The sequence below is a fragment of the Lysobacter sp. Root916 genome (genome assembly GCF_001429785.1).
Taxonomy (GTDB): domain Bacteria; phylum Pseudomonadota; class Gammaproteobacteria; order Xanthomonadales; family Xanthomonadaceae; genus Lysobacter.
Map to the genome: position 1 here is coordinate 1430233 of NZ_LMJF01000001.1, position 20652 is coordinate 1450884.

Here is a 20652-nt window from a genome sequence, read left to right on the forward strand (position 1 = left end):
CATGGAAAGTGCGTCGCCTGTCGCGCGCGCGGGCCGACAGGCCACGACCGCGCGCGACGACGACGTGCGCGCGTTTACGGCGCGACCCCGGCCACGTGCGCCGCCTCGGCCTGGGCGGCCTCGGACGACGGTGCGGTTTCGCCCGACATCGACGCGGAGCTCGCCGCCGGCGTCGCCGCGCGGACCACGATCTGGCCGTTCTCGACCGTCACCGACACGCCCTGGGCGGAATACGCCGAGCTCAGCTGGGCGACCGCGTCCTGGACGCTGGTGGTGTGGATCTGGGCCACGGCCTGATGCAGGGTGAAATCGGACGGATGCAGGTAGGACAGCGGCATCTGCGAATCCTGCGACCAGCGCTCGAGCATCGTCTTCAGCGTGCCGTCCATCGGCGACGGGTAGTAGACGTAGGTCTTTTGCAGGGGGATTTCGTCAGGAACCGCGGCGAAATGGTTGACCGGCTTCCAGCGACCGCCGAAATCCGGAGCCGGGCGCGACGCGCAGCCGACCAAAGCGACGGCCAACAACGCCGCGACCCAAACACGATGACTGGTTGCAGTAGAGATACTCACGCTTTCCCCAATAGTCTTGAATTGACGCGCGCACCGATCGTTGAAGGTGGCGGACGCGGCCGGCATCGCCGGTGCGCTCGCGCCACCATCGTCTAGATCAGTGAAATTGAGATGACCGGACGCAGCTCGGTCGGTATGCGGTTCCGGGCGCCGTCTCCCCGACGGCGCGGGCCGCGCGTGCTCTCGTCGCACCGGACGGCGACGACGTCGCATCCGATGAACGACTAGAGAAAATCGTTCTGTCCATGAACTCCCCCCTTACACCACGGCCACATTGTTAACGAGCTATGCGACGCTCGTCACTGAAGGTTAGCCCGAACTTAAACCGATGAGCAATAGGTTGGCGCAACTTAAGTGTGCATTTGTGCCGCACGGCGTCTGTTACAAGCCAATTAGACGCTCGATCGCCGCATCCAAGGTCGTTTCGTTCTTGGCGAAACAGAGCCGAGCCAGGCGTTGATTGGCCGGTGCGGACTCGTAAAACGGCGACAATGGGATCGCGGTCACACCTTTTTCTATCGTCAGCCAACGACAGAACGCGACGTCGTCGAGATCGCTGATCGCCGAATAATCGACCAGTTGGAAGTAGCCGCCGGCCACCGGCAGCGCCTGCAGACGCGTCGCGGATAGTTGCGCGCGAAACCGATCGCGCTTGGCCTCGTAGAAGGCGCCGAGCTGCTCGTAGTGCTCCGGCTCGGCCTCGATCATCTCGGCGAACGCCCACTGGGCCGGGGCGAAACTGCAGAAGCTGTTGTACTGGTGGACCTTGCGGAATTCGGCCGACAGCGCCGGCGGGGCGATGCAGTAGCCGATCTTCCAACCCGTGCAGTGGTAGGTCTTGCCGAAGCTGGAGACCACGAACGCGCGCTCGCGCAGCTCCGGGTAGCGCAGCACCGACTCGTGGCGCACGCCGTCGAAGACGATGTGTTCGTAGACTTCGTCCGACAGCAGATAGATACCGGTCTGGCGCAGCAGCGCGCTCAAGTGGGCGATATCGTCGGGCGTGAACATGGCGCCGGACGGGTTGTGCGGCGAATTGATCATCAGCATGCGGGTCTTGGGCGTCACCGCCGCGCGCACCCGATCCCAATCCACCGCGAAGGTACGCGGGTCCAGCGGCACGTGCACCGCGCGGCCGCCGGCCAGATCGATCGAAGGCTCGTAGCTGTCGTAGCAAGGGTCGAGCACGATCACTTCCTCGCCCGGCCGGACCACGGCGTGGATGGCGTCGAAGATCGCCTCGCTGGCGCCGGAGACCACGGTGACCTCGCTGTCGGCGTCGGGGCGGTGGCCGTAGCAGCGCTCGGTCTTGGCCGCGATCGCCTGGCGCAGGGCCGGGATGCCGGTCATCGGCGCGTACTGGTTCTTGCCCTCGCGCATCGCCCGCGTCAGCGCGTCGACCAGGCGCGCGGGCACCTCGAAGTCGGGGAAGCCCTGGCCCAGGTTGACCGCGCCGTGCTCGGCTGCGAGCTGCGACATCACGGTGAAGATGGTGGTGCCGACCTTCGGCAGCTTGGTCTCGGGGCTCATGGATCCGGAACGTGGCGAGGGGGATGCCGAGTGTACGGAATCGTCGTTGCAACATATAAGGAAGGCGGCATGACGATGCGGAACCGGCTCATGCGGCTGCGCCATGCCCGCCTCGCATAGGGGTTTTCTCTCAGCGTCAGCGCGACGGCGCCGCCGTCCGTCGGCCTGCGTTTGCGCGCCGGTGCGAGCGGCACCAGACTGACCGCATGCGCGAAATCCAGATCGTCGACGCCGCCGAGCTGGCCGCCCTGTACGCCGCGGCGAGCTATGCCGTGGTCGTCGACGGCGATGCGATCGCACTGCGGGTCGGCGAGCCCGCGCCGGACCTGGAGGCCTACCTGCCGGCCGCGGCCTACGTACTGGTCAGCGCCTGGAACCCGGCCTCGGAGCCGCGCTCGGACGCAGCCAACGAGGCCGCCGACGCGGCTCTGGTCGCGCGCCTGGACGCGGCCGGCATCGCCCGCCAGGCGGCCTGGGCCAGCGCGCCCGACGGCCAATGGCGCGAACCGGGCTGGCTGCTGAGCGGGATCGAACAGTCGGCCGCCGACCGCCTGGCCGCCGACTTCGGCCAAGCCGCGGTGCTGGCCTGGCGGCGCGGCCAGCCGGTGCGCCTGCGCATGCTGCTGGCGACGCCGGCCGCGGTCGCGACGCAGGCCCATACCGACTGGGTCGTGCCCTAAGCGCCGTCCCGGGCAAGGGTGCGGCGCGCGACTGGCGCTAAACTAGCCGGCTACGCGGCCCACCGCCGCCCGCGCCCGACCGATGACACCACTCGACCGCCCCGCCCCTGCGTTGCTGGAAGCCCGCGGCCTGCGTTTCGCGCGCAACGACGAACCCGTGTTCGGGCCCTTGGATTTCTCCGTCGATGCCGGCGAAGCGCTGCTGGTGCAGGGCGGCAACGGCGCCGGCAAGACCACGCTGTTGCGGGTGCTGGCCGGCCTGCTGCGCGCCGACGGCGGCGAGATCGACATCGACGGCGAACGCGCGCGCGCCGCGCGGCGGGCGCGCGCGATCGCCTACCTGGGCCATCTGCCCGGGCTGAAGGCCGATCTGAGCGCGCTGGAGAACCTCAATTTCCTGTGCGGTCTGCAGGGCCGCCGCCGCGCCCAGCTGCCCGAGAACGCCTTGGCGATCGTCGGCCTGGCCGGCTACGAGGACGCGCTGGCGCGCCAGCTCTCGGCCGGACAGAAGAAGCGCCTGTCGCTGGCGCGGCTGTGGATGTCGCCGGCGCCGCTGTGGCTGCTGGACGAGCCCTACGCCAACCTCGACCTGGACGGTATCGAACTGGTCAACCGCATGGTCCAGGCGCACCTGCGCGACGGCGGCGCGGCCCTGGTCACCACCCACGGCGCCTACGCGGCGCCGCCGGTGCGCACGCGCATGCTGATGCTCGAGAAACCCGCATGACCCCGAACCCGACCGTCCGCGCGCAGCGCCCCGGCAGCGCCGCCCTGCCCGGCCTGATCGGCGCCGCGCGCGCCCTGCTCGCGCGCGATCTGCGCCTGCTTTGGCGCCGCCGCGGCGATGCCCTGCAGCCGGCCCTGTTCGCCTTGCTGGTGGTGGTGCTGTTCGCGCTCGCCCTGGGCGGCGAGGCCCAGTCCTTATCCAAGGTCGCCGGCGCGGTGCTGTGGTTGTCGGTGCTGCTGGCCGGCCTGCTCGCCCTGGACACCCTGTTCCGCGGCGATGCCGAGGACGGCTCGCTGGAGCAGTGGATGCTGGCGCCGGTGCCGCTGGGCTGGCTGGTCGCGGTGCGCACCTTCATGCACTGGGCCACCACCGCCCTGCCGCTGCTGATCGCCACGCCGTTCCTGGCCGAGCTGCTGCACCTGCCGCGCGCGCAGCTGCCGGTGCTGCTGGCCTCGCTGGCGCTGGGCACGCCGTTGCTGAGTCTGCTCGGCGCCGTGGTCGCCGCGCTGACGGTCGGCATGCGGCGCTCTGGTATCCTGGTGGCCTTGTTGGCGCTGCCGCTGTACGTGCCCGTGCTGGTGTTCGGCGCCGGCAGCGTGGCCGCCTCGGCCCAGGGGCTGGACGCCACCGGCGGGCTGCTGATGCTCGGCGCCGGCTTGGTGGTGGCGCTGGTGCTGGCACCGCTGGCCGCCGCTGCCGCGATCCGGATCGCCCTGAACTGACCGCTCGCCCGCGGCCGGTCCGGACCCCGAACCCGGCCGCGACGAACCGATCACCGCCCGCGCGGTCCAACCGCCGCGCCCCCAACACGCCCGTCGCCGGGACGGACCGAAACGCTGCATGAATCCACTCGTCCGCTGGTTCCACCAACTCGGTTCGCCGCCCACCTTCGACCGCTTCGCCGCGCGTTGGGCGCCGTGGGCTTACCTGTCCGGCCTGCTGGTCATGGCCTGGGGCCTGTACGGCGCCTTGTTCGTGGTGCCGGCCGATTACCAACAGGGCGACAGCTTCCGCATCCTCTATATCCACGTGCCCAGCGCCTGGATGAGCATGGCGGTGTTCGCGCTGATGGCCATCTACGCCGCGATCGCGCTGATCTGGCGGATCAAGCTGTGCGAGATCCTGGCCATGGCCTGCGCGCCGATCGGCGCCGGCTTCACCCTGATCACCCTGGCCACCGGTTCGATCTGGGGCAAGCCGATGTGGGGCACCTGGTGGGACTGGGACCCGCGCCTGACCAGCGAGCTGATCCTGCTGTTCCTCTACCTGGGCGTGATCGGCCTGTACAACGCCATCGACGACCGCCGCGCCGCCGCGCGCGCGGCCGGCCTGCTGGCGATCGTGGGCGTGGTCCTGCTGCCGGTGATCCGCTATTCGGTGGAATGGTGGAACTCGCTGCACCAGGGCCAGACCATCCGCCTGCTGGGCGAGTCGAGCATGGACGCGAGCATGATCGCGCCGCTGATCTGGATGATCGTGGGCACCAAGCTGTGGTTCGTCGGCGCCCTGCTGGCGCGCGCGCGCGCCGACAACCTGCGCCGCGAATCGGGCAAGGCCTGGGTCGCGCAACTGGCCGGCGTATCGCGCGGCGAGGGCCCGCTGGCATGAATTACCTCAACTACGTCATCGCCGCCTACGCGGTGTTCGCCCTCGTGCTGATCTGGGACTTCGTCGCCACCCGCCTGCAGATCCGCCGCGAGCTGCGCAATGCGCGCGCACGCGCGGCGCGCCAGGCCAGCCAGACCGCACGCAGCCAAACGAGTGAATTGAGCCGATGAATCCGACCCGTCGCCGTCGTCTGTTGTGGGTACTGGCGCTGGTCGCCGCGTCCGCCATCGCCGTGACCCTGGTGGCGATGGCGCTGCAGCGCAACGTCGCCTATCTGTACACGCCCAGCGAAGTGCTGCGCGGCGAGGCCGGCGATCATGCCCGCTTCCGCCTCGGCGGCATGGTCGCGGCCAACTCCTTCAAGCGCGCGACCGGCTCGCTGGAGGCGCATTTCCGCGTCACCGACGGCGACGCCGAAATGCCCGTGGTCTATACCGGCATCCTGCCCGACCTGTTCCGCGAGAAGCAGGCCGTGGTCGCGACCGGACGCATGCAGGACGGCCGCTTCGTGGCCGAGGAAATCCTGGCCAAGCACGACGAAACCTATATGCCCAAGGAAGTCGCCGACAAGATGGGCATGGCGCACAAGAAGCACGACGTCGCCGCGCCGGGCGGCACGGAGCCGATGCGTTGATGCGGACCGGCATCGCTGCGCGCCGCGCTATCGCCAGCACGTCGTCCGCGCGCAAGTCCGTCGCAGGCGCTGCCGCGCATGCACTCCAGCGCCTGGCTCGCTTGAACGCCAGCCCACGCTTTTCGGAACCCAGACATGCTGCCTGAACTCGGCCAGATCGCCCTGATCCTGGCGCTGCTGATCGCCATTCTGCAGGCGCTGCTGCCGTTGCTGGGCGCGCACCGCGGCATCGGCCCTTGGATGGCGCTCGCGCGCCCGGCCGCGTATGCGCAACTGGCGCTGGTCGCCGGCGCGTTCGCGATCCTCACCCACGCCTTCGTGGTCCAGGACTTCTCGCTACGCTACGTGGCCGAGAACAGCAATTCGCTGCTGCCGATGGGTTATCGCTACTCGGCGGTATGGGGCGCCCACGAGGGTTCGCTGCTGCTATGGGCGCTGGTGCTGGCGCTGTGGACCGGCGCGGTCGCGCGCTACTCGCGCGCGCTGCCGCAGCCGGTGATCGCGCGCGTGCTCGGAGTGATGGGCATCGTCAGCGTCGGCTTCCTGTCGTTCCTGATCTTCACCAGCAATCCGTTCGCGCGCCTGCTGCCGGCGGTGGTCGAAGGCCGCGATCTCAATCCGCTGCTGCAGGACCCGGGCCTGATCATCCATCCGCCGATGCTCTACATCGGTTATGTCGGCTTCGCGGTGCCGTTCGCGTTCGCGATCGCGGCATTGCTGGATGGCAAGATCGATGCGCGCTGGCTGCGTTGGACGCGCCCCTGGACCAACATCGCCTGGGCCTTCCTCACCCTCGGCATCGCCCTGGGCTCGTGGTGGGCGTATTACGAACTGGGCTGGGGCGGCTGGTGGTTCTGGGATCCGGTCGAGAACGCCAGCTTCATGCCCTGGCTGGCCGGCGCCGCGCTGCTGCATTCGCAGGCGGTGACCGAGAAGCGCGGCAGCTTCCGCGGCTGGACCCTGCTGCTGGCGATCGCCACCTTCTCGCTGTCGCTGCTGGGCACCTTCCTGGTCCGCTCCGGCGTGCTCACCAGCGTGCACGCCTTCGCCGCCGATCCTTCGCGCGGCCTGTTCGTACTGATCTTTCTCGGCATCGTGATCGGCGGTTCGCTGCTGCTCTACGCGCTGCGCGCGCCCTCCGACGAGCCGGGCCAGCCCGATTCCGGAAAACCCTTCCAGGCCAGCTCGCGCGAGACCCTGCTGCTGGCCAACAACCTGCTGCTGACCACCGCCTGCGCGATGGTCCTGCTGGGCACCCTGTACCCGCTGCTGGCCGACGCGCTGGAGCTGGGCAAGCTGTCGGTGGGCCCGCCCTACTTCGCGCTGATGTTCGTGCTGCTGATGACGCCGCTGGTGTTGCTGCTGCCGTTCGGCCCGCTGTTCCGCTGGCAGCGCGAGCAGCTCTCGCGCCCGGCCGCGATGCTGCTGCCCTGGGCCGGTCTGGCCATCGGTGCGGCGATCGGCGCCTACTTCATGGCCCCGCAGGGCGCGTGGAAAGTCGCCGCCGGCATCGGCGGCGCGGTCTGGGTGGCGGCCGGTACGCTGCGTTTCGTGTGGACGCGCCTGCGCGGCGACGGCACCCGTTACACCGCCGAGATGCTGGGCATGACCCTGGCCCACGCCGGCGTCGCGGTGTTCCTGATCGGCGCCCTGCTGACCGAAGGTTTGAGCCAACAACGCGAGCTCGCGCTGTCGCCAGGCCAGACCGTCGAGGTCGGCCGCTACGCCTTCCGTTTCGACGGCGTCGCCCATCGCCAGGGCCCGAACTTCGAAGCCGACCGCGGCACCGTGACCGTGTTCGAGAACGACCGCCTGCTGCAGGTGATGCATCCGGAAAAGCGCGCCTACGCCAGCGGCGGCCAGGTCATGACCGAGGCCGCGATCGATCCCGGCCTGAGTCGCGATCTCTACGTCGCTCTCGGCGAACCGCTGGGCGACGGCGCCTGGGCCATGCGCGTGCATATCAAGCCCTTCGTGCGCTGGATCTGGGCCGGCGCGCTGCTGATGATGTTGGGCGGCTTCGTGGCCGCGGCCGACCGCCGCTTCCGCCCCAAGCTCGCCGTCGAGTCCGAACCCGCGCGCGACGCGACGCCGCCGCGAGACCCGATCCTCGCCCATAACCGCAGCGCGCTCGCCGACGGCGCGCGCGACGATGCCGCCCTGGGAGGCGACCGAGCATGAACAAGAGTCGCTGGTTGCCCCTGGCCGTGTTCGCCGCGCTCGCCGTGCTGCTCGCCGCCGGCGTGTGGCTGAGCCGCAATCCCAATCGCGAAGCCCTGCCATCGCCGCTGATCGGCAAGCCCGCGCCCGCGTTCTCGCTGCCGGTGCTGCACGAGGCCGGGCGATTGATGAGTTCCGAGCAGCTGCGCGGTTCGCCCTATCTGCTTAACGTCTGGGGCAGCTGGTGCCCGGCCTGCCGCGACGAGCATCCGGTGCTGACCCGCTTCGCCGAAACCAAGCGCGTGCGCGTGATCGGTTTCAACTGGAAGGACGAGCACGCCGACGCGATGCGTTGGCTGGAGCAGTACGGCAATCCCTATTGGATGGTGCTGGCCGACTACGACGGCAAGGTCGCGATCGACTGGGGCATCTACGGCGCGCCGGAGACCTTCCTGGTCGACGCCAAGGGCGTGGTGCGTTGGAAGCACGTCGGTCCGATGAGCGAAGCCACCATCCGCGACGAGCTGCTGCCGGCGCTGACGGAAGTCGAGAAGACGCGATGAGGAGCAAATCCCCCCTGCCCCCCTTTTTCAAAAGGGGGAACAGCCGACGCCCTGCTCCCCGGCTCGCAGCCGCCGCTGGTCTTCCCCTTTTGAAAAAGGGCGAAGGCGCGCGTTTACGAACCGCAGGTTCGTGCGCGACTGAACGCCAGCGGGCGGTGCCCGCTGGCCGGATGGGCCGAGGGGGATTTGCTGTTGCCTTGCGCAGCCTGCTGGTCGGCGCCGCGCTGACGCTGGCCATCGCCACCCCGCTCGCCGCCCAGCCCGCCAACGATCCGGTCCCGCTGCAATTCAACGATGCCGCCGAGGAAGCCCGCTTCCATGCCCTGGCCGCCGAGCTGCGTTGCGTGATGTGCCAGAACCAGTCGCTGGCCGAATCCAACGCCCAGATCGCCCACGACCTGCGCCGCGAAGTGCTGGCGCTGATGCGCCAGGGCAAGGACGACCGCGCGATCAAGCAGTTCCTGGTCGCGCGCTACGGCGAGTTCGTGCTGTACCGCCCGCAGGTCGAATCCAAGACCTGGCTGCTGTGGTTCGGCCCGGCCCTGGTGCTGCTGGCCGGCGGCGCCGCGCTGGCGGTCATCGTGCGCGGCCGCGCGCGCGCCGCGTCGGCCGAGCGCCCGGGCGCCGACGACCAAGACGACAACGAGGAATGGTGATGACCGCGTTCGTACTGGCCAGCGCCGCGCTGGTCCTGCTGGTGCTCGCCTATGTGCTGCGACCGCTGTGGCGGGCCAAACCGGTCGCCGCGGCCGGCGTGTTCGTCGGATTGGCCGCGATCACCGGTCTGACCTACGCCCTGATCGGCACCCCCGACGCGCTCAACCCGGCCCGCCGCGATCCGCCCGCGACCGCGCAGGATGCGATCGCCCAGCTCGAAGCGCAGTTGGAACGCGAACCCAATCGCATCGACGGCTGGCGCCTGCTCGCGCGCGCCTACGCCGAGGCCGGGCGCCTGGACAAGGCGCGCGCGGCGATCGCGCGCGCGCTCAAGCTGGCGCCCGAGGATCCCGATCTGCTGGTGGAAAGCGCGGAGATCAGCGCGCTGGCCACCGACGGCCGCAAGTTCGATCCGGCCGCGGTCGCCTCGCTGCGGCGCGCGCTGGATATCCAGCCCATGCACCAGCGCGCGCGCTGGTTCCTCGGCATCTCGCTGCGCCAATCCGACCAGCCGGCCGAGGCCGCACGCACCTGGGAGCCGCTGCTGGCCGTGGTCGATCCGCGCACCGCCGCCAGCCTGCGCGAGCAGATCGACGCCGCCCGCAAGGACGCCGGTCAGCCGCCGCTGCCCGCGCCGCCCGCCGCGGCTTCCGCCGGCGGACTTAAAATCCGCGTCGCTTTGGCGCCCGCGCTGGCCGCGAAGCTGCCCGCCGACGCCAGCCTGTTCGTGCTCGCGCGCCAGCCCGACGGCCCGCCGATGCCCGTCGCGGTCGAAAAGCTGCGGGCCAAGGATTTCCCGGTCGAGGTGGTGCTGGACGACGGCGACAGCCCGATGCCGACGTTGAAGCTGTCGCAGTTGCAGCAAGTGGCCGTACTCGCGCGCGTATCCGCTTCCGGCCAGGCGATCGCCCAGAGCGGCGACCTCGCCTCCAAGCCGCAGACCGTGCGCACCGACAGCAAGAGCACGCTCGAGATCACCATCGACCAGGTCGTTCCATAAAGCCTGCCGCCAGCCCCTCTCCCGCGCGGGCGGGCGCGCCTGCGAACGCCCGGCGCGGGCCGTTTGGGCCGGGACAGGGATTGGGGTGAGGGCCGGCGCAAGCGAAAGGCGCGAACATCGCGCCGCCATCCCAAGCGACTCGCGCCCTCGCAGCGCGTGGTACGCGCTACGGCATGCCCCCATTCCCACCCGCGCCTTACCCCCGCCGCCCCACCCAGGCAAAATGGTCCCCCTAGCGCCGGCGCCGCACGCAGCGCGCCGCGCCCGCAACCAGGAAGGCAGCAACCCGGCATGACCGAATTCATTCCGCCCGGCACCCGCTATTTCGCCCTGCCCGACGGCTTCCCGATGAAGCGCGGCGGCCGCCTCGACGGCGCCCGCGTCGCCTACGAAACCTGGGGCGAACCCAACGCCGCGCGCGACAACGCGGTGCTGATCGTCACCGGCCTCTCGCCCGACGCCCACGCCGCGGCCAACGCCGACAACCCCGAACCGGGCTGGTGGGAGGCCATGCTAGGCCCCGGCAAGCCGATCGACAGCGAGCGCTGGTTCGTGATCTGCGTGAACTCGCTGGGCAGTTGCAAGGGCTCGACCGGCCCGGCCTCGATCAACCCGGCCACCCGCGAACCCTACCGCCTGGACTTCCCCGAGCTGTCGGTCGAGGACGGCGCCGACGCCGCCGCCGTGGTGGTACGCGGCTTGGGCATCGAGCGCCTGGCCTGCGTGATCGGCAACTCCATGGGCGGCATGACCGCGCTGGCGCTGCTGATCCGCCACCCCGGCATCGCCCGCAGCCACATCAACATCTCCGGCGCCGCGCGCGCGCTGCCGTTCTCGATCGCGATCCGCTCGCTGCAGCGCGAGGCGATCCGCCTGGATCCGCACTGGTACCAGGGCCGCTACGACGAACGCAGCTACCCCGAAGCCGGCATGCGCATGGCGCGCAAGCTGGGCGTGATCACCTACCGCTCGGCGCTGGAATGGGACGGCCGCTTCGGCCGCGTGCGCCTGGACTCCGACCGCGCCGACGAAGAGCCCTTCGGCCTGGAGTTCGAGGTCGAAAGCTATCTCGAAGGCCACGCCCGCCGTTTCGTGCGTCGCTTCGACCCCAACTGCTATCTCTACCTCAGCCGCTCCATGGACTGGTTCGACCTGGGCGACTACGCGCGCGGCGCCGACGACGCCGGCCCGGCCGACACCCGCGCCGGCCTGGCCAAGATCCGCATCGAGCAGGCCCTGGCGATCGGCGTGCGCACCGACATCCTGTTCCCGCTGCAGCAGCAGGAGGAGATCGCCGACGGCCTGCGCGCCGGCGGCGCCGACGCGCGCTTCCTGCCGCTGGAATCGCCGCAGGGCCACGATGCCTTCCTGGTCGATATCGGCCGCTTCGGACCGGCGGTGGCGGGCTTTCTCGCCCAGTTGTGACGCCCACCGGTCCGGGGCCGCGCCGTCACGTGCCGGCGTGCCCGCGACCCGCTAGAATGGTTATATGGACATAACCCGATGTCATCAGGCCGAGGTCCTTCCGGATCTCGACTTCCCCGGCCACGACAAGCTGGTCGCGGCCATCGACGACGCCGTCAACGCCGGCGACGAACATGCGGTCACCTCGGCGCTGCGCAATACGCTGTGCCGGATGATCCGCGACCGCGACGTGCAACTGCCCGATTGCGTGTTCGACGCCATCGACGACCACTACGCGCGCCGCGAGATCTACCGCAGCCCGCGCCTGGGTTACAGCGTGGTCGCCATGACCTGGGGCCCGGGCCAGGGCACGCCGGTGCACGACCACTGCGGCCTGTGGTGCGTGGAAGGCGTCTGGGACGGCGAACTGGAAATCACCCAGTTCGAACTGCTGGAGCGCAACGGCGACAACTTCCGCTTCCGCGCCGCCGGCGGTATGCACGCCGGCCCCGGCAGCGCCGGCAGCCTGATCCCGCCGCACGAGTACCACACAATCCGCAACGCCAGCGGCGACAACGTCGCCGTCTCGCTGCACATCTACAAGGCGCCGATGGAAGCCTGCTCGATGTTCGTGCCGCACGAAGGCGAATGGTTTACACGCGTCGACAAGACCCTCAAGACCGACGAAGCGGCCTGATCGGCCGCACCGTAGCGCATGCCTCCTGTGGGAGCGACGTGAGTCGCGATTGAACCCCACACCACGCGCTGGCCCCATCGCAGCGACGTCGTTCCCACACGGACCACGTCGCTAGCTCATCGCACGCATTGATCGTTCCGAGGCCGACCTGCGGATTCGCGCGCGGCTACCCGTGCCGCAGGGCGGGCCCACACCTACAATCCCCTCTCCCGCCACAACAGCCGAGCGCCCCATGCTGACCGACCTGTTGCTAGCCGCCCTGCACCACCTGCTGGTGTTCGCCCTGATCGCCATGCTGGTCGCCGAATCGACCCTGCTGCGCGGCCCGCTCGACGCCACCGCCCTCAATCGCGTGGCCCGCATCGACGCCGGCTACGGCGCCGCCGCCGGCCTGCTGCTGGTCGCGGGCCTGCTGCGCGTGTTCTACGGGGTCAAGGGCAGCGAGTTCTACCTGCACAACCCCTGGTTTCACGCCAAGCTCGGCGCCTACGTCCTGATCGGCCTGCTCTCGCTGCTGCCGACCCTGCGCTTCCTGCGCTGGCGCAAGGCCCTGAGCGCCAACCCGGCCTTCCTGCCCGACCCCGCCGACGTCGCCCGCCAGCGCGGCGTGATCCGCTTCGAGCTGATCCTGATCGCCGCGATCCTGGTCCTGGCCGCCGCGATGGCCCGCTACGGCGGCTTCTGAGCGCCACCGCCCCAGAACAGGCAGACCACGGGCGCCGACCTCGGCTATACTGCGCGCCCGCTGCCGGAGTGGCGGAATCGGTAGACGCAGCGGACTCAAAATCCGCCGCCCTTAAAAGCGTGTGGGTTCGAGTCCCACCTCCGGCACCAGAAAAAGCCCGCCGAAGCGGGCTTTTTCGCGTCTGCGGCCTGACTTGGCGCCGCGAGGCCCTCGATCACAGCAGCGCCGCAATCTCGCGCGTCATCGCTTCGAACAGGCCCAGGTTGCCCCAACGGTTGGCGACCACCGCGATGTGACTGCTCCCGATCACCGCTGCGCGGGGAGGCGACTCCGTCGCATGCCATGGCGATCCGCCAGCCAGGCCGAAGATCAATACGGCTTCGATGAGCGAACTCGCAAAGAGCGGCTCGTCAAGGTCGCAACATCGCTCGATTGAAATACGTCGCCTGCTCGAACTCGGCGACGTTCACGGCGATGCGGGGAAGTAGCGGAAACAGCTGGGCCAGCTCGCTGACGATGGCCTGCGACAGGGCAGCGCGCTGCTCGACGCTGCGCCCCTGCATGATCCAGGCGAAGGTGTGGATGAAATCCTCACGTCCCCCGCCGACGGCGTAAGTCGCGAAGGGATGGACGCGGATCTTGATGTCCGATTCCTCGAACAGCCCCGATGAAGTCACCGCCCGGTGCAGGCGGGCGATGATCGACTCCTCATCGTGAATCCGAAGTAGCTCCTGAGAACAGTCGACTACGAAGTGCGGCATGCTGGCTCCATCGGTTGATGCGGGGATCGGAGATGCGAGCGCCCCGGAACGCAAGTGCGGGAGGCTTCAATCGAGCCTGCGCCACACGGAAATCGGGATGCTGCCGTCCGCGCGGCGCGGCACTTGGTAACGCAGCTCGGCGCCGTCGAACCGGTACTGGCGCTTCTGGATCGTGCCTTCCCAGTTGGGAAAGGACGAACCCTCGATCGAGAACACCAGCACCCCTGCCCCGGGCTCGATCGTCATCGTCCCGTAGTGGGTACTGCTACCCATGACCGCGGACCGGAATTCATCGACGCCGCCATCGGTCTTGCTGTCGCTTGCGAAACGCAGGCGTTCGGACTTGAAGATCTGCAGCGAGTACCGCCCCTTGCCATCGACGACGAGTCGGCCCTTCGGGTTCTCGCCGTAGTCCCGTACGGTCTCGCCATCGGGCAGGACCTTGTCCGCGGCAACCAGGGTCCAGGTGCCCTGCAATGGGAACGCGCCGGTTGGCATTTGCGCGTCGCGCGCGGCCAGCCCCGTCAGCATTGCGACCAGTGCGCCGGTCAGTGTTTTCATCGCGGTGAGTCCTTAGGCGGGATCGAAGGCCCATCCTAGGCCGCTTGATAGATATGAAAAATACATCTAAAAATATATCTATCATTTCAAAAACGAATCTATCCCGATGAAGGCGATGGACGTGGACGCGGTTAGGGCTTTCCTGCTGGCGGCCGACCTGCAGAGTTTCACCCGCGCCGCCGAGGTGCTGGGCACCACCCAGTCCGCCGTCAGCATCAAGCTGCGGCGTCTGGAAGAGCAGCTCGGCCGCCGCTTGCTGGAACGCACGCCGCGGCAGGTACGCCTGTCGGCCGAGGGGCTGGCGTTTCTGGGCGTGGCGCGCGAACTGGTGTCGTCGCACGACCGCGCGGCCACCGCCTTCGAGACCGAGCCGCGGCGCTTGGCGATCGGCATCAACCAGCAACTGGTCGGCAGCCAACTCCCGTCTCTGCTGCGACAGATGCGCAATCACGATCCGCATCTGCTGGTGGAAATGCGCATCGCCGGCACAAACGAACTCATGCAGGGCCTGGACCAGGGGGAACTCGACGCCGTGCTGGTACTGCGCCCCGAAGATCGCGGCAAGCGGGGCAAGGCGGCGTTCGCGGAATCCTTCTCGTGGTTCGCGGCGGCCGGCTGGGAGCCGCATGCTGGACAGCCGTTGCCGCTGGCGACGCAAGGCGAATCCTGCCGGGTCCGCATCGAGGCGGTGCGCGCGCTGGACCGGGCCGGTATCGAATGGCGCGAAGTCTTCGTAGGCAGGGGCGCCGCGATCCTGGGAGCCGCAGCCGTCGCCGGCCTCGCGGTGGCGGTACTGGCACGGCGCGCGGCCCCGCCAGGCACGATCGACGTCGGCGCGCTGCTGTCGCTGCCGCCGATTCGCCCGCAAGACGTGATGCTCTACAGCAACCTCAGCGACCGCCGAACGCGAGACGCTTTGCGCATCCTCGCGCTGGCATTCCAGTGAAAGGCCTCGATCCATCGAGGAGCCGCCCATAGCGCAAGCATTCGCCGCTCTCGATCGGAGGATGGCCCCTGCTGAATCGGCGTGATCGGCCCCACCCCTCGCCATCGCAGGCGGGCGGCCATGACCATGGCCCGAAAAAACTTCCGATTCCGTCAGCAAATATCAAGTAGCACAAATTGTGCACAAAAAAGATGTGTTGTTTCCACATAGGATGCCGTCCCGATCCGCGACTCGCAGGCAGCGTCCCATAGCATGGAAAAGAGCATCTACGACGCGTCCTCCTATCCGATCCAAGTGTCGAACGGCCGGGACATCGGCGCGGGGCACACCCGTGGCTGCTGGCTGGAGTTCTCCGATCTGGCGAACAAGGACCTGGGTAGCGACCCGATCTTCCAGCGCGCCTTGCGCGCCGCCACCGCGCGCGGGACCTTGGTGTCCACTAACAAGCTGGCCAATCTGTACTTGATCCTGCGCTACGCCATGCCCGATCCGCAGGCGCATGTCTTCGAGTTCGGCAGCTACATGGGCGGCTCGGCGGTGTTCATGGCCACCGCGCTGAAACTGCTGAAACGCGGCTCGCGGGTGTTCGCGTTCGATACCTTCGAAGGCATGCCGGAAACCGATCCGGTCCGCGACTTGCATCGCCAGGGCGATTTCGCCGACACCAAGTTCGACGGCCTGCTGAGCTACATCCGCGACAACGAGCTGCAAACGCATCTGTCGCTGGTCAAGGGCCGCTTCGACGAAACCCTGCCGGGCGTGCTCGCCGAGCAAAGCCAGGCGCCTGGCCTGTTGCATGTCGATTGCGACATCTACGAGCCGATCAAATACGTGATCCGCGCCTGCCTACCTCACTTGGGCCCGGGCAGTCACATCGTGTTCGACGATCCGCTGCACGGCTCCTGCCTGGGCGCGTTCGACGCCGTCCAGGAGCTGTTGATCCGCGAGCTGAACCTGACCGCGGAACAGGCCTATCCGCATCTGGTGTTCCGCTACCCGAGCCTGCCGGACGCCTGAGCCGATCGCACGCGATTGGCATCATTTATGTGACCCCATTCGCGTTCCCCCGTCACTTCCAAACCGGATACTGCTGGACAAAGGGGACGTCCCAGGGAATCCGTCATGAATCGCAAAGCCAGGCGCGAACGGGCGTTGGCGCAGTCGCACCTGTTCCGTCGCTACGGAAAGGGGCGTTGGATCCGACCGCAGCGCTTCGAGAACTCGGCGCGCGCGCAGGAGCTGCAGGAGGCGGCGACCGCTGCGGCGCAACCGGTCGAGGCGAACTGGAATACGGACACGCCGCAGATGGCCGGCGGGCCGACCACATCGCGCGATTCGCAGGCGCAGTTGCTCACCCTCGCCCGCCCCAGTCTGGCGATCCGCGCGCTCAACAACCTGAGCTATGGCGTCACGCCGAGCTCGCTGGCGGAATTCAACGGCTTGGGCTCCAACGACGCCCAGCGCCTGCAGAACTACATCGACTGGCAGTTGGACTGGACCGCGATCGACGACAGCGCGATCGATACGCGCCTGAACGCGGCCGGCTACACCACGCTGGGCAAGTCGCTGACCCAGCTGTGGGCCGATCACGTCGTGCCCGACCCCGCCTACGACGTGCGCATGCGCCCGGCCTGGGAAATCCAGCGCGCGGCCTTCGTGCGCGCCACTTATTCGAAGCGGCAGCTGCGCGAGGTGATGGTCAACTTCTGGCACGACCATTTCAACGTCACCGCCAACGATTTCGCGTCCGGTCCGGTGTACGTGCACTACGACCGCGACGTGCTGCGCAAGTCGGCGTTCGGCAATTTCCGGGTCATGCTCGAAGACGTGGCCTGCAGTCCGTCGATGTTGTTCTACCTCGACAACGTGTCCAACAGCCGCTCCGGCCCGAACGAGAACTGGGCGCGCGAATTGCTGGAGCTGCACACCCTGGGCGCCGGCCGCTACCTGGGCTTCACCGATCCCTTCATGGTGCCGCCGGATCCGGAGGACGCCGCCTATCCGTCGGGCTACACCGACATCGACGTCTACGAGACCGCCTCGGCGTTCACCGGCTGGAGCCTGAAGAACGCGCACTGGCAGTACCCGACCGAAAACGACGGCAGCTTCGTCTATCGCCAGGCCTGGCACGATGCGGGTCCGAAGTTCGTGCTCGGCCGGCTGCTCAATCCCGAACAACCAGCGATGAAGGACGGGCGCGACGTGCTGGATCGTCTGGCCAGCCATCCCGGCGTCGCACGCTTCGTCTGCGCCAAGCTGGTGCGCCGCTTCGTCAACGATACGCCGCCGCCGGCGCTGGTCGCATCGGCCGCGGCGGTGTTTCGTCAGCACTGGCAGAGCCCGAACCAGATCGAACACGTGCTGCGCCACATCCTCAACTCCAGCGCATTCAGCAGTGCCTGGGGCCAGAAGAACCGGCGCCCGTTCGAGGCCATCGTCGCGGCGATGCGCGCGGCCGGCAGCGATTGGACCCTGCGGCCCGCGCACAGCAAGTCCGAGGACTTCCTGTACCGCTTCGGCTTCACCGGCCACGCGCCCTACGACTGGCCGGCGCCCAACGGTTATCCCGACACCGGCCTGGCCTGGTCGGGAGCGGGCAGCTACGCCACCACCTGGAAGATGCTCAACTGGCTGACCGAAACCAGCGAGGCCAGTGTGCCGTTGCTGCCGGTGCTGCAGCTCAGCCGCAGCGAGGTCGCCAGCTGGACCGCACCCAACCTGGTCGACTACTGGTGCCGGCGTCTGCTCGGCTATCTGCCCGACGCCGCGCGGCGCCAGACCCTGATCGCGTTCATGGCCCAGAACGGCGACCCCGCCAGCTACGTCATCACCGATACGGACACCTGGTCCGGCACCGACCTCAAGCGCCACTACAACCAGCAACGCCTGCGCAGCATGGTGTCGCTGGTGTTGATGACGCCCGAATTCCTGAGCCGCTGAGGAGCACGCCATGTCTTCGATCACCCTCAGCCGTCGCGGTTTCCTCAAGGCCTGCGCCGCCACCGCCGCGGTCGGCGCGGTCGGTCCCACCCTGCTGTTCTCCAGCCCCGCCGAAGCCGCCGCGAACGCGCACGACACCGTGGTGTTCCTGTTCCTGCGCGGCGGCATGGACGGTCTCAACCTGGTCGTGCCGGTCGACGGCAGCGATCGCGGTTTCTACGAGCAGGCGCGCCCTGCGCTGCAGATCGCCACCAGCGGCACCTACGGCGCCCTGCCCCTGACCCTGGCCGGCGGCGCGGGCACCGGCTTCGGCCTGCATCCGTCGGCGACCGGGCTGCGCGATATCTGGAACAGCGGTCAGCTCGCGATCGTGCACGCCTGCGGCTTGCTGACCTCGGTCACGCGCAGCCATTTCGACGCCCAGTTGTCGATCGACCTGGGCACGCCCGGCCAAGGCGGCGGCGTGGGCTGGCTGGCGCGCGCGATGAACAGCCAACCCGGCGTCAGCGGCGCCGAGGCCATGCCCGCGCTGGCGGTGAACAACCGCCAGCCGGCCAATCTCAACGGCACCACGCGCGCGCTGACCATGGGGCGGCCGTCGGATTTCGCGCTCGATGCCGGGGCCTGGCAGTGGCAGAAGACGCGCTCGGATTCGCCCGTGGGCCTGCGCGGCGTCAACGAAACCCTGGCTTCGTTGTGGAACGGCAACACCGGCTTGGAATACGGCGGCCAGCGCGCCGACGGTTCGCTGCGCGTGATCGCCCAGCAAAGCTACGCCGCGTTGCCGGCGAATTGGCCGACCGGCAATTTCGCCGAGCAGCTGTGGACGATCGCACAGTCGATCCGCTTCAACCTCGGCCTGCGCTACGCCACCCTCGACCTCGGCGGCTGGGATACGCACGACGGCCAAGGCAGCGCCGGCACCGGCTATCACTACTACCAGAACAAGATCGCCGAACTGTCGGCGGCGCTGGCCGCGTTCCACAACGAACTGGCCGCCAGCGGCCACCTGTCGCGCGTGACCACGGTGGTGCAATCCGAGTTCGGCCGACGCGTGCGCGAGAACGCTAACCGCGGCACCGATCACGGCTACGGCAACCCCGTGATGGTGTTGGGCGGCGCGGTCAACGGCCGTCGCTTCTACGGCCAGTGGCCGAGCCTGAACCCGGAAACCCTGTCGGCCTATTACGGCGACGTGCCGGTGACCACCGACCACCGACGCGTGCTGTCGGAAATCCTGGTCCGGCGCATGGGCAACAATCAGCTCAGCACGGTGTTCCCGGGTTACAGCGGCTACACGCCCCTGGGCATCGTCCAGGGCAGCGACCTGGCCGTGCAGGGCGCCGGCATGAGCATGGCCGCGCAACCCGCGCTGGCGCGGCAGGAGGCGCCCGACGCGCTGCCGCAATCGAACCGCCGTCGCGATTATCTCGCGCGTCTGTTGAACGATCCGCGCATCGTGCGCCATCGCTGAGCGCGACCCGGGCGCGGCCCTGCCGCGTCCGGGGTAGCATGTCGCATGTGCCTGATCGCCCTGTCCTGGCGTAGCCATCCGCGCTACCCGCTCGCCCTGATCGCCAACCGCGACGAATCGCACGCGCGCGCCGCCGCCGCGGCCGGCCCCGATCCCGAAGCGCCCGACGTTTACGGCGGCCGCGACCTGGTCCAGGGCGGCGGTTGGCTGATGGTGTCCACGCGCGGCCGCCTGGCCGCGGTCACCAACGTGCGCGCCGGTCTCGCCGCCGATGCCGCGCCGCGTTCGCGCGGCGCCCTGGTGCGCGGCTTCGTGCGCGGCAGCGTATCGGCGCAAGCCACGCTGGCGACGGTGCGCGAACAGGCGCCCGACTACGGCCGTTTCAATCTGGTGCTATGGGACGGCGAATCGCTGGCCTTCGCCAGCAATTATCCGCAGTACGCCGAGCACCCGATCGCGCCCGGCATGCACGCCATGTCGAACGGCGCCTTCGACGCGCAATGGCCCAAGAGCGGCCACGCCACGCGCGCCTTGTCGAATTGGTTGGCCTCGCCCGCCTCCGAACGCGACAGCCCCGACACGGAGGCCTTGCGGCCCTTGTTCGCCGCCCTCGCCGACACCACGCCCGCACCGGACGCCGAACTGCCGGATACCGGCGTCGGCCTGGAACTGGAACGCGTGCTGTCGCCACCGTTCGTACGCGGCGAACGCTACGGCACGCGCTGCAGCACCATCGTCCTGGTGGGCGCGGATTCGATCGTATTCGTCGAACGTCGCTACGGCCCCGACGCCGCACCCGGCGGCGAGACCGCGACGGTATTGCCGCTGCGCCGTTGAACGATCGCCTCCCCACTCGCTACCCGCTTCCTATGGGAGCGGCGTGAGCCGCGAGTACTTCACCGCATACGCTTTCGTCGCGATACGTCATCCCACTATCGCGGCCGATGCCGATCCCACAGAAGCAGGCTGCGCCGTAGCCGTCGAGCCGCAAATGAGAAGGCCCAGGCTTCGAGGTTTCCCTCGGGTGGCTGGGCCTTCCGTGTCGGAGCGGTT

General features: G+C 68.8%; 23 protein-coding genes and 1 tRNA gene. 19 read left to right on the plus strand and 5 right to left on the minus strand.

Annotation, left to right across the window (positions count from 1 at the left end; translation table 11 throughout):
- Positions 1 to 74 precede the first annotated feature (74 nt).
- Both ASE35_RS06450 and ASE35_RS06455 read right to left on the minus strand, forming a co-directional pair.
- A complete protein-coding gene (locus ASE35_RS06450; protein ID WP_056176666.1) occupies positions 75 to 566 on the minus strand; it encodes a hypothetical protein in 492 nt (163 codons plus the stop codon).
- A gap of 387 nt (positions 567 to 953) precedes the next feature.
- A complete protein-coding gene (locus ASE35_RS06455; protein WP_057159478.1) occupies positions 954 to 2102 on the minus strand; it encodes a pyridoxal phosphate-dependent aminotransferase in 1149 nt (382 codons plus the stop codon).
- A 206-nt stretch (positions 2103 to 2308) separates the two neighbouring features.
- Here ASE35_RS06455 and ASE35_RS06460 point away from each other — a divergent pair, with 206 nt between their 5' ends.
- The 14 genes from ASE35_RS06460 to ASE35_RS06525 all read left to right on the plus strand — a co-directional run bounded on the left by ASE35_RS06460 (position 2309) and on the right by ASE35_RS06525 (position 13066).
- Entirely contained in the window at positions 2309 to 2782 is a 474-nt protein-coding gene (locus ASE35_RS06460; RefSeq protein WP_057163263.1) for a DUF3293 domain-containing protein, read from the plus strand.
- Positions 2783 to 2864: 82 nt separating this feature from the next.
- On the plus strand, positions 2865 to 3509 hold the full coding sequence (ccmA, locus tag ASE35_RS06465; protein ID WP_056175277.1) for a heme ABC exporter ATP-binding protein CcmA: 645 nt from the start codon (positions 2865 to 2867) through the stop codon (positions 3507 to 3509).
- Entirely contained in the window at positions 3506 to 4231 is a 726-nt protein-coding gene (gene ccmB / locus ASE35_RS06470) for a heme exporter protein CcmB (RefSeq protein ID WP_056175280.1), read from the plus strand. The genes ccmA and ccmB overlap by 4 nt, the downstream gene beginning before the upstream one ends.
- 118 nt (positions 4232 to 4349) lie before the next feature.
- A complete protein-coding gene (ccmC, locus tag ASE35_RS06475; RefSeq protein WP_057163264.1) occupies positions 4350 to 5117 on the plus strand; it encodes a heme ABC transporter permease CcmC in 768 nt (255 codons plus the stop codon).
- Positions 5114 to 5287 carry a heme exporter protein CcmD gene (gene ccmD, locus ASE35_RS06480; RefSeq protein WP_056175286.1) on the plus strand — a complete coding sequence of 58 codons (174 nt, stop codon included), beginning with the start codon at positions 5114 to 5116 and terminating at the stop codon, positions 5285 to 5287. The genes ccmC and ccmD overlap by 4 nt, the downstream gene beginning before the upstream one ends.
- Positions 5284 to 5751 carry a cytochrome c maturation protein CcmE gene (ccmE, locus tag ASE35_RS06485; RefSeq protein ID WP_056175289.1) on the plus strand — a complete coding sequence of 156 codons (468 nt, stop codon included), beginning with the start codon at positions 5284 to 5286 and terminating at the stop codon, positions 5749 to 5751. The genes ccmD and ccmE overlap by 4 nt, the downstream gene beginning before the upstream one ends.
- 135 nt (positions 5752 to 5886) lie before the next feature.
- Complete coding sequence (locus tag ASE35_RS06490; protein WP_082576303.1) at positions 5887 to 7932, plus strand: heme lyase CcmF/NrfE family subunit; 2046 nt, start codon at positions 5887 to 5889, stop codon at positions 7930 to 7932.
- Complete coding sequence (locus tag ASE35_RS06495) at positions 7929 to 8474, plus strand: DsbE family thiol:disulfide interchange protein (protein ID WP_056175291.1); 546 nt, start codon at positions 7929 to 7931, stop codon at positions 8472 to 8474. The genes ASE35_RS06490 and ASE35_RS06495 overlap by 4 nt, the downstream gene beginning before the upstream one ends.
- Before the next feature lie 170 nt (positions 8475 to 8644).
- Positions 8645 to 9130 (plus strand): cytochrome c-type biogenesis protein, encoded by a 486-nt coding sequence (locus tag ASE35_RS06500; protein ID WP_057163265.1) that lies wholly within the window; start codon positions 8645 to 8647, stop codon positions 9128 to 9130.
- On the plus strand, positions 9130 to 10131 hold the full coding sequence (locus tag ASE35_RS06505; protein ID WP_235570003.1) for a tetratricopeptide repeat protein: 1002 nt from the start codon (positions 9130 to 9132) through the stop codon (positions 10129 to 10131). Before ASE35_RS06500 ends, ASE35_RS06505 begins: the two co-directional genes overlap by 1 nt.
- 291 nt (positions 10132 to 10422) lie before the next feature.
- Positions 10423 to 11556 (plus strand): homoserine O-acetyltransferase, encoded by a 1134-nt coding sequence (locus ASE35_RS06510; protein WP_057163267.1) that lies wholly within the window; start codon positions 10423 to 10425, stop codon positions 11554 to 11556.
- A gap of 64 nt (positions 11557 to 11620) precedes the next feature.
- Entirely contained in the window at positions 11621 to 12232 is a 612-nt protein-coding gene (locus tag ASE35_RS06515) for a cysteine dioxygenase family protein (protein ID WP_056175306.1), read from the plus strand.
- Positions 12233 to 12464: 232 nt separating this feature from the next.
- The gene (locus ASE35_RS06520; RefSeq protein ID WP_056175310.1) at positions 12465 to 12917 is read left to right on the plus strand and encodes a DUF2214 family protein; all 453 of its coding nucleotides are present in this window, start codon (positions 12465 to 12467) and stop codon (positions 12915 to 12917) included.
- A gap of 62 nt (positions 12918 to 12979) precedes the next feature.
- Positions 12980 to 13066: transfer RNA gene (locus ASE35_RS06525), tRNA-Leu, on the plus strand.
- A gap of 65 nt (positions 13067 to 13131) precedes the next feature.
- On the opposite strand, the gene ASE35_RS21890 is transcribed toward ASE35_RS06525, so the two are convergent.
- The 3 genes from ASE35_RS21890 to ASE35_RS06535 form a co-directional block, all read right to left on the minus strand.
- The gene (locus ASE35_RS21890) at positions 13132 to 13290 is read right to left on the minus strand and encodes a hypothetical protein (RefSeq protein WP_235570004.1); all 159 of its coding nucleotides are present in this window, start codon (positions 13288 to 13290) and stop codon (positions 13132 to 13134) included.
- A 37-nt stretch (positions 13291 to 13327) separates the two neighbouring features.
- Entirely contained in the window at positions 13328 to 13678 is a 351-nt protein-coding gene (locus ASE35_RS06530; RefSeq protein WP_057163268.1) for a 5-carboxymethyl-2-hydroxymuconate Delta-isomerase, read from the minus strand.
- A 66-nt stretch (positions 13679 to 13744) separates the two neighbouring features.
- On the minus strand, positions 13745 to 14239 hold the full coding sequence (locus ASE35_RS06535; RefSeq protein WP_057163269.1) for a lipocalin-like domain-containing protein: 495 nt from the start codon (positions 14237 to 14239) through the stop codon (positions 13745 to 13747).
- A gap of 106 nt (positions 14240 to 14345) precedes the next feature.
- On the opposite strand from ASE35_RS06535, the gene ASE35_RS06540 reads away from it, so the two are divergent.
- The 5 genes from ASE35_RS06540 to ASE35_RS06560 all read left to right on the plus strand — a co-directional run bounded on the left by ASE35_RS06540 (position 14346) and on the right by ASE35_RS06560 (position 20436).
- The gene (locus ASE35_RS06540) at positions 14346 to 15185 is read left to right on the plus strand and encodes a LysR family transcriptional regulator (protein WP_056175323.1); all 840 of its coding nucleotides are present in this window, start codon (positions 14346 to 14348) and stop codon (positions 15183 to 15185) included.
- A gap of 252 nt (positions 15186 to 15437) precedes the next feature.
- Positions 15438 to 16202, plus strand: coding sequence for a class I SAM-dependent methyltransferase (locus ASE35_RS06545; RefSeq protein ID WP_057163270.1), 765 nt, complete (start codon positions 15438 to 15440; stop codon positions 16200 to 16202).
- A 105-nt stretch (positions 16203 to 16307) separates the two neighbouring features.
- Positions 16308 to 18125, plus strand: a complete 1818-nt coding sequence (locus tag ASE35_RS06550) for a DUF1800 domain-containing protein (RefSeq protein ID WP_057163271.1) — start codon at positions 16308 to 16310, stop codon at positions 18123 to 18125.
- 10 nt (positions 18126 to 18135) lie between these two features.
- Positions 18136 to 19599 (plus strand): DUF1501 domain-containing protein, encoded by a 1464-nt coding sequence (locus tag ASE35_RS06555; protein WP_056175333.1) that lies wholly within the window; start codon positions 18136 to 18138, stop codon positions 19597 to 19599.
- Positions 19600 to 19644: 45 nt separating this feature from the next.
- Positions 19645 to 20436 carry an NRDE family protein gene (locus ASE35_RS06560; RefSeq protein WP_057163272.1) on the plus strand — a complete coding sequence of 264 codons (792 nt, stop codon included), beginning with the start codon at positions 19645 to 19647 and terminating at the stop codon, positions 20434 to 20436.
- Positions 20437 to 20652 lie beyond the last annotated feature (216 nt).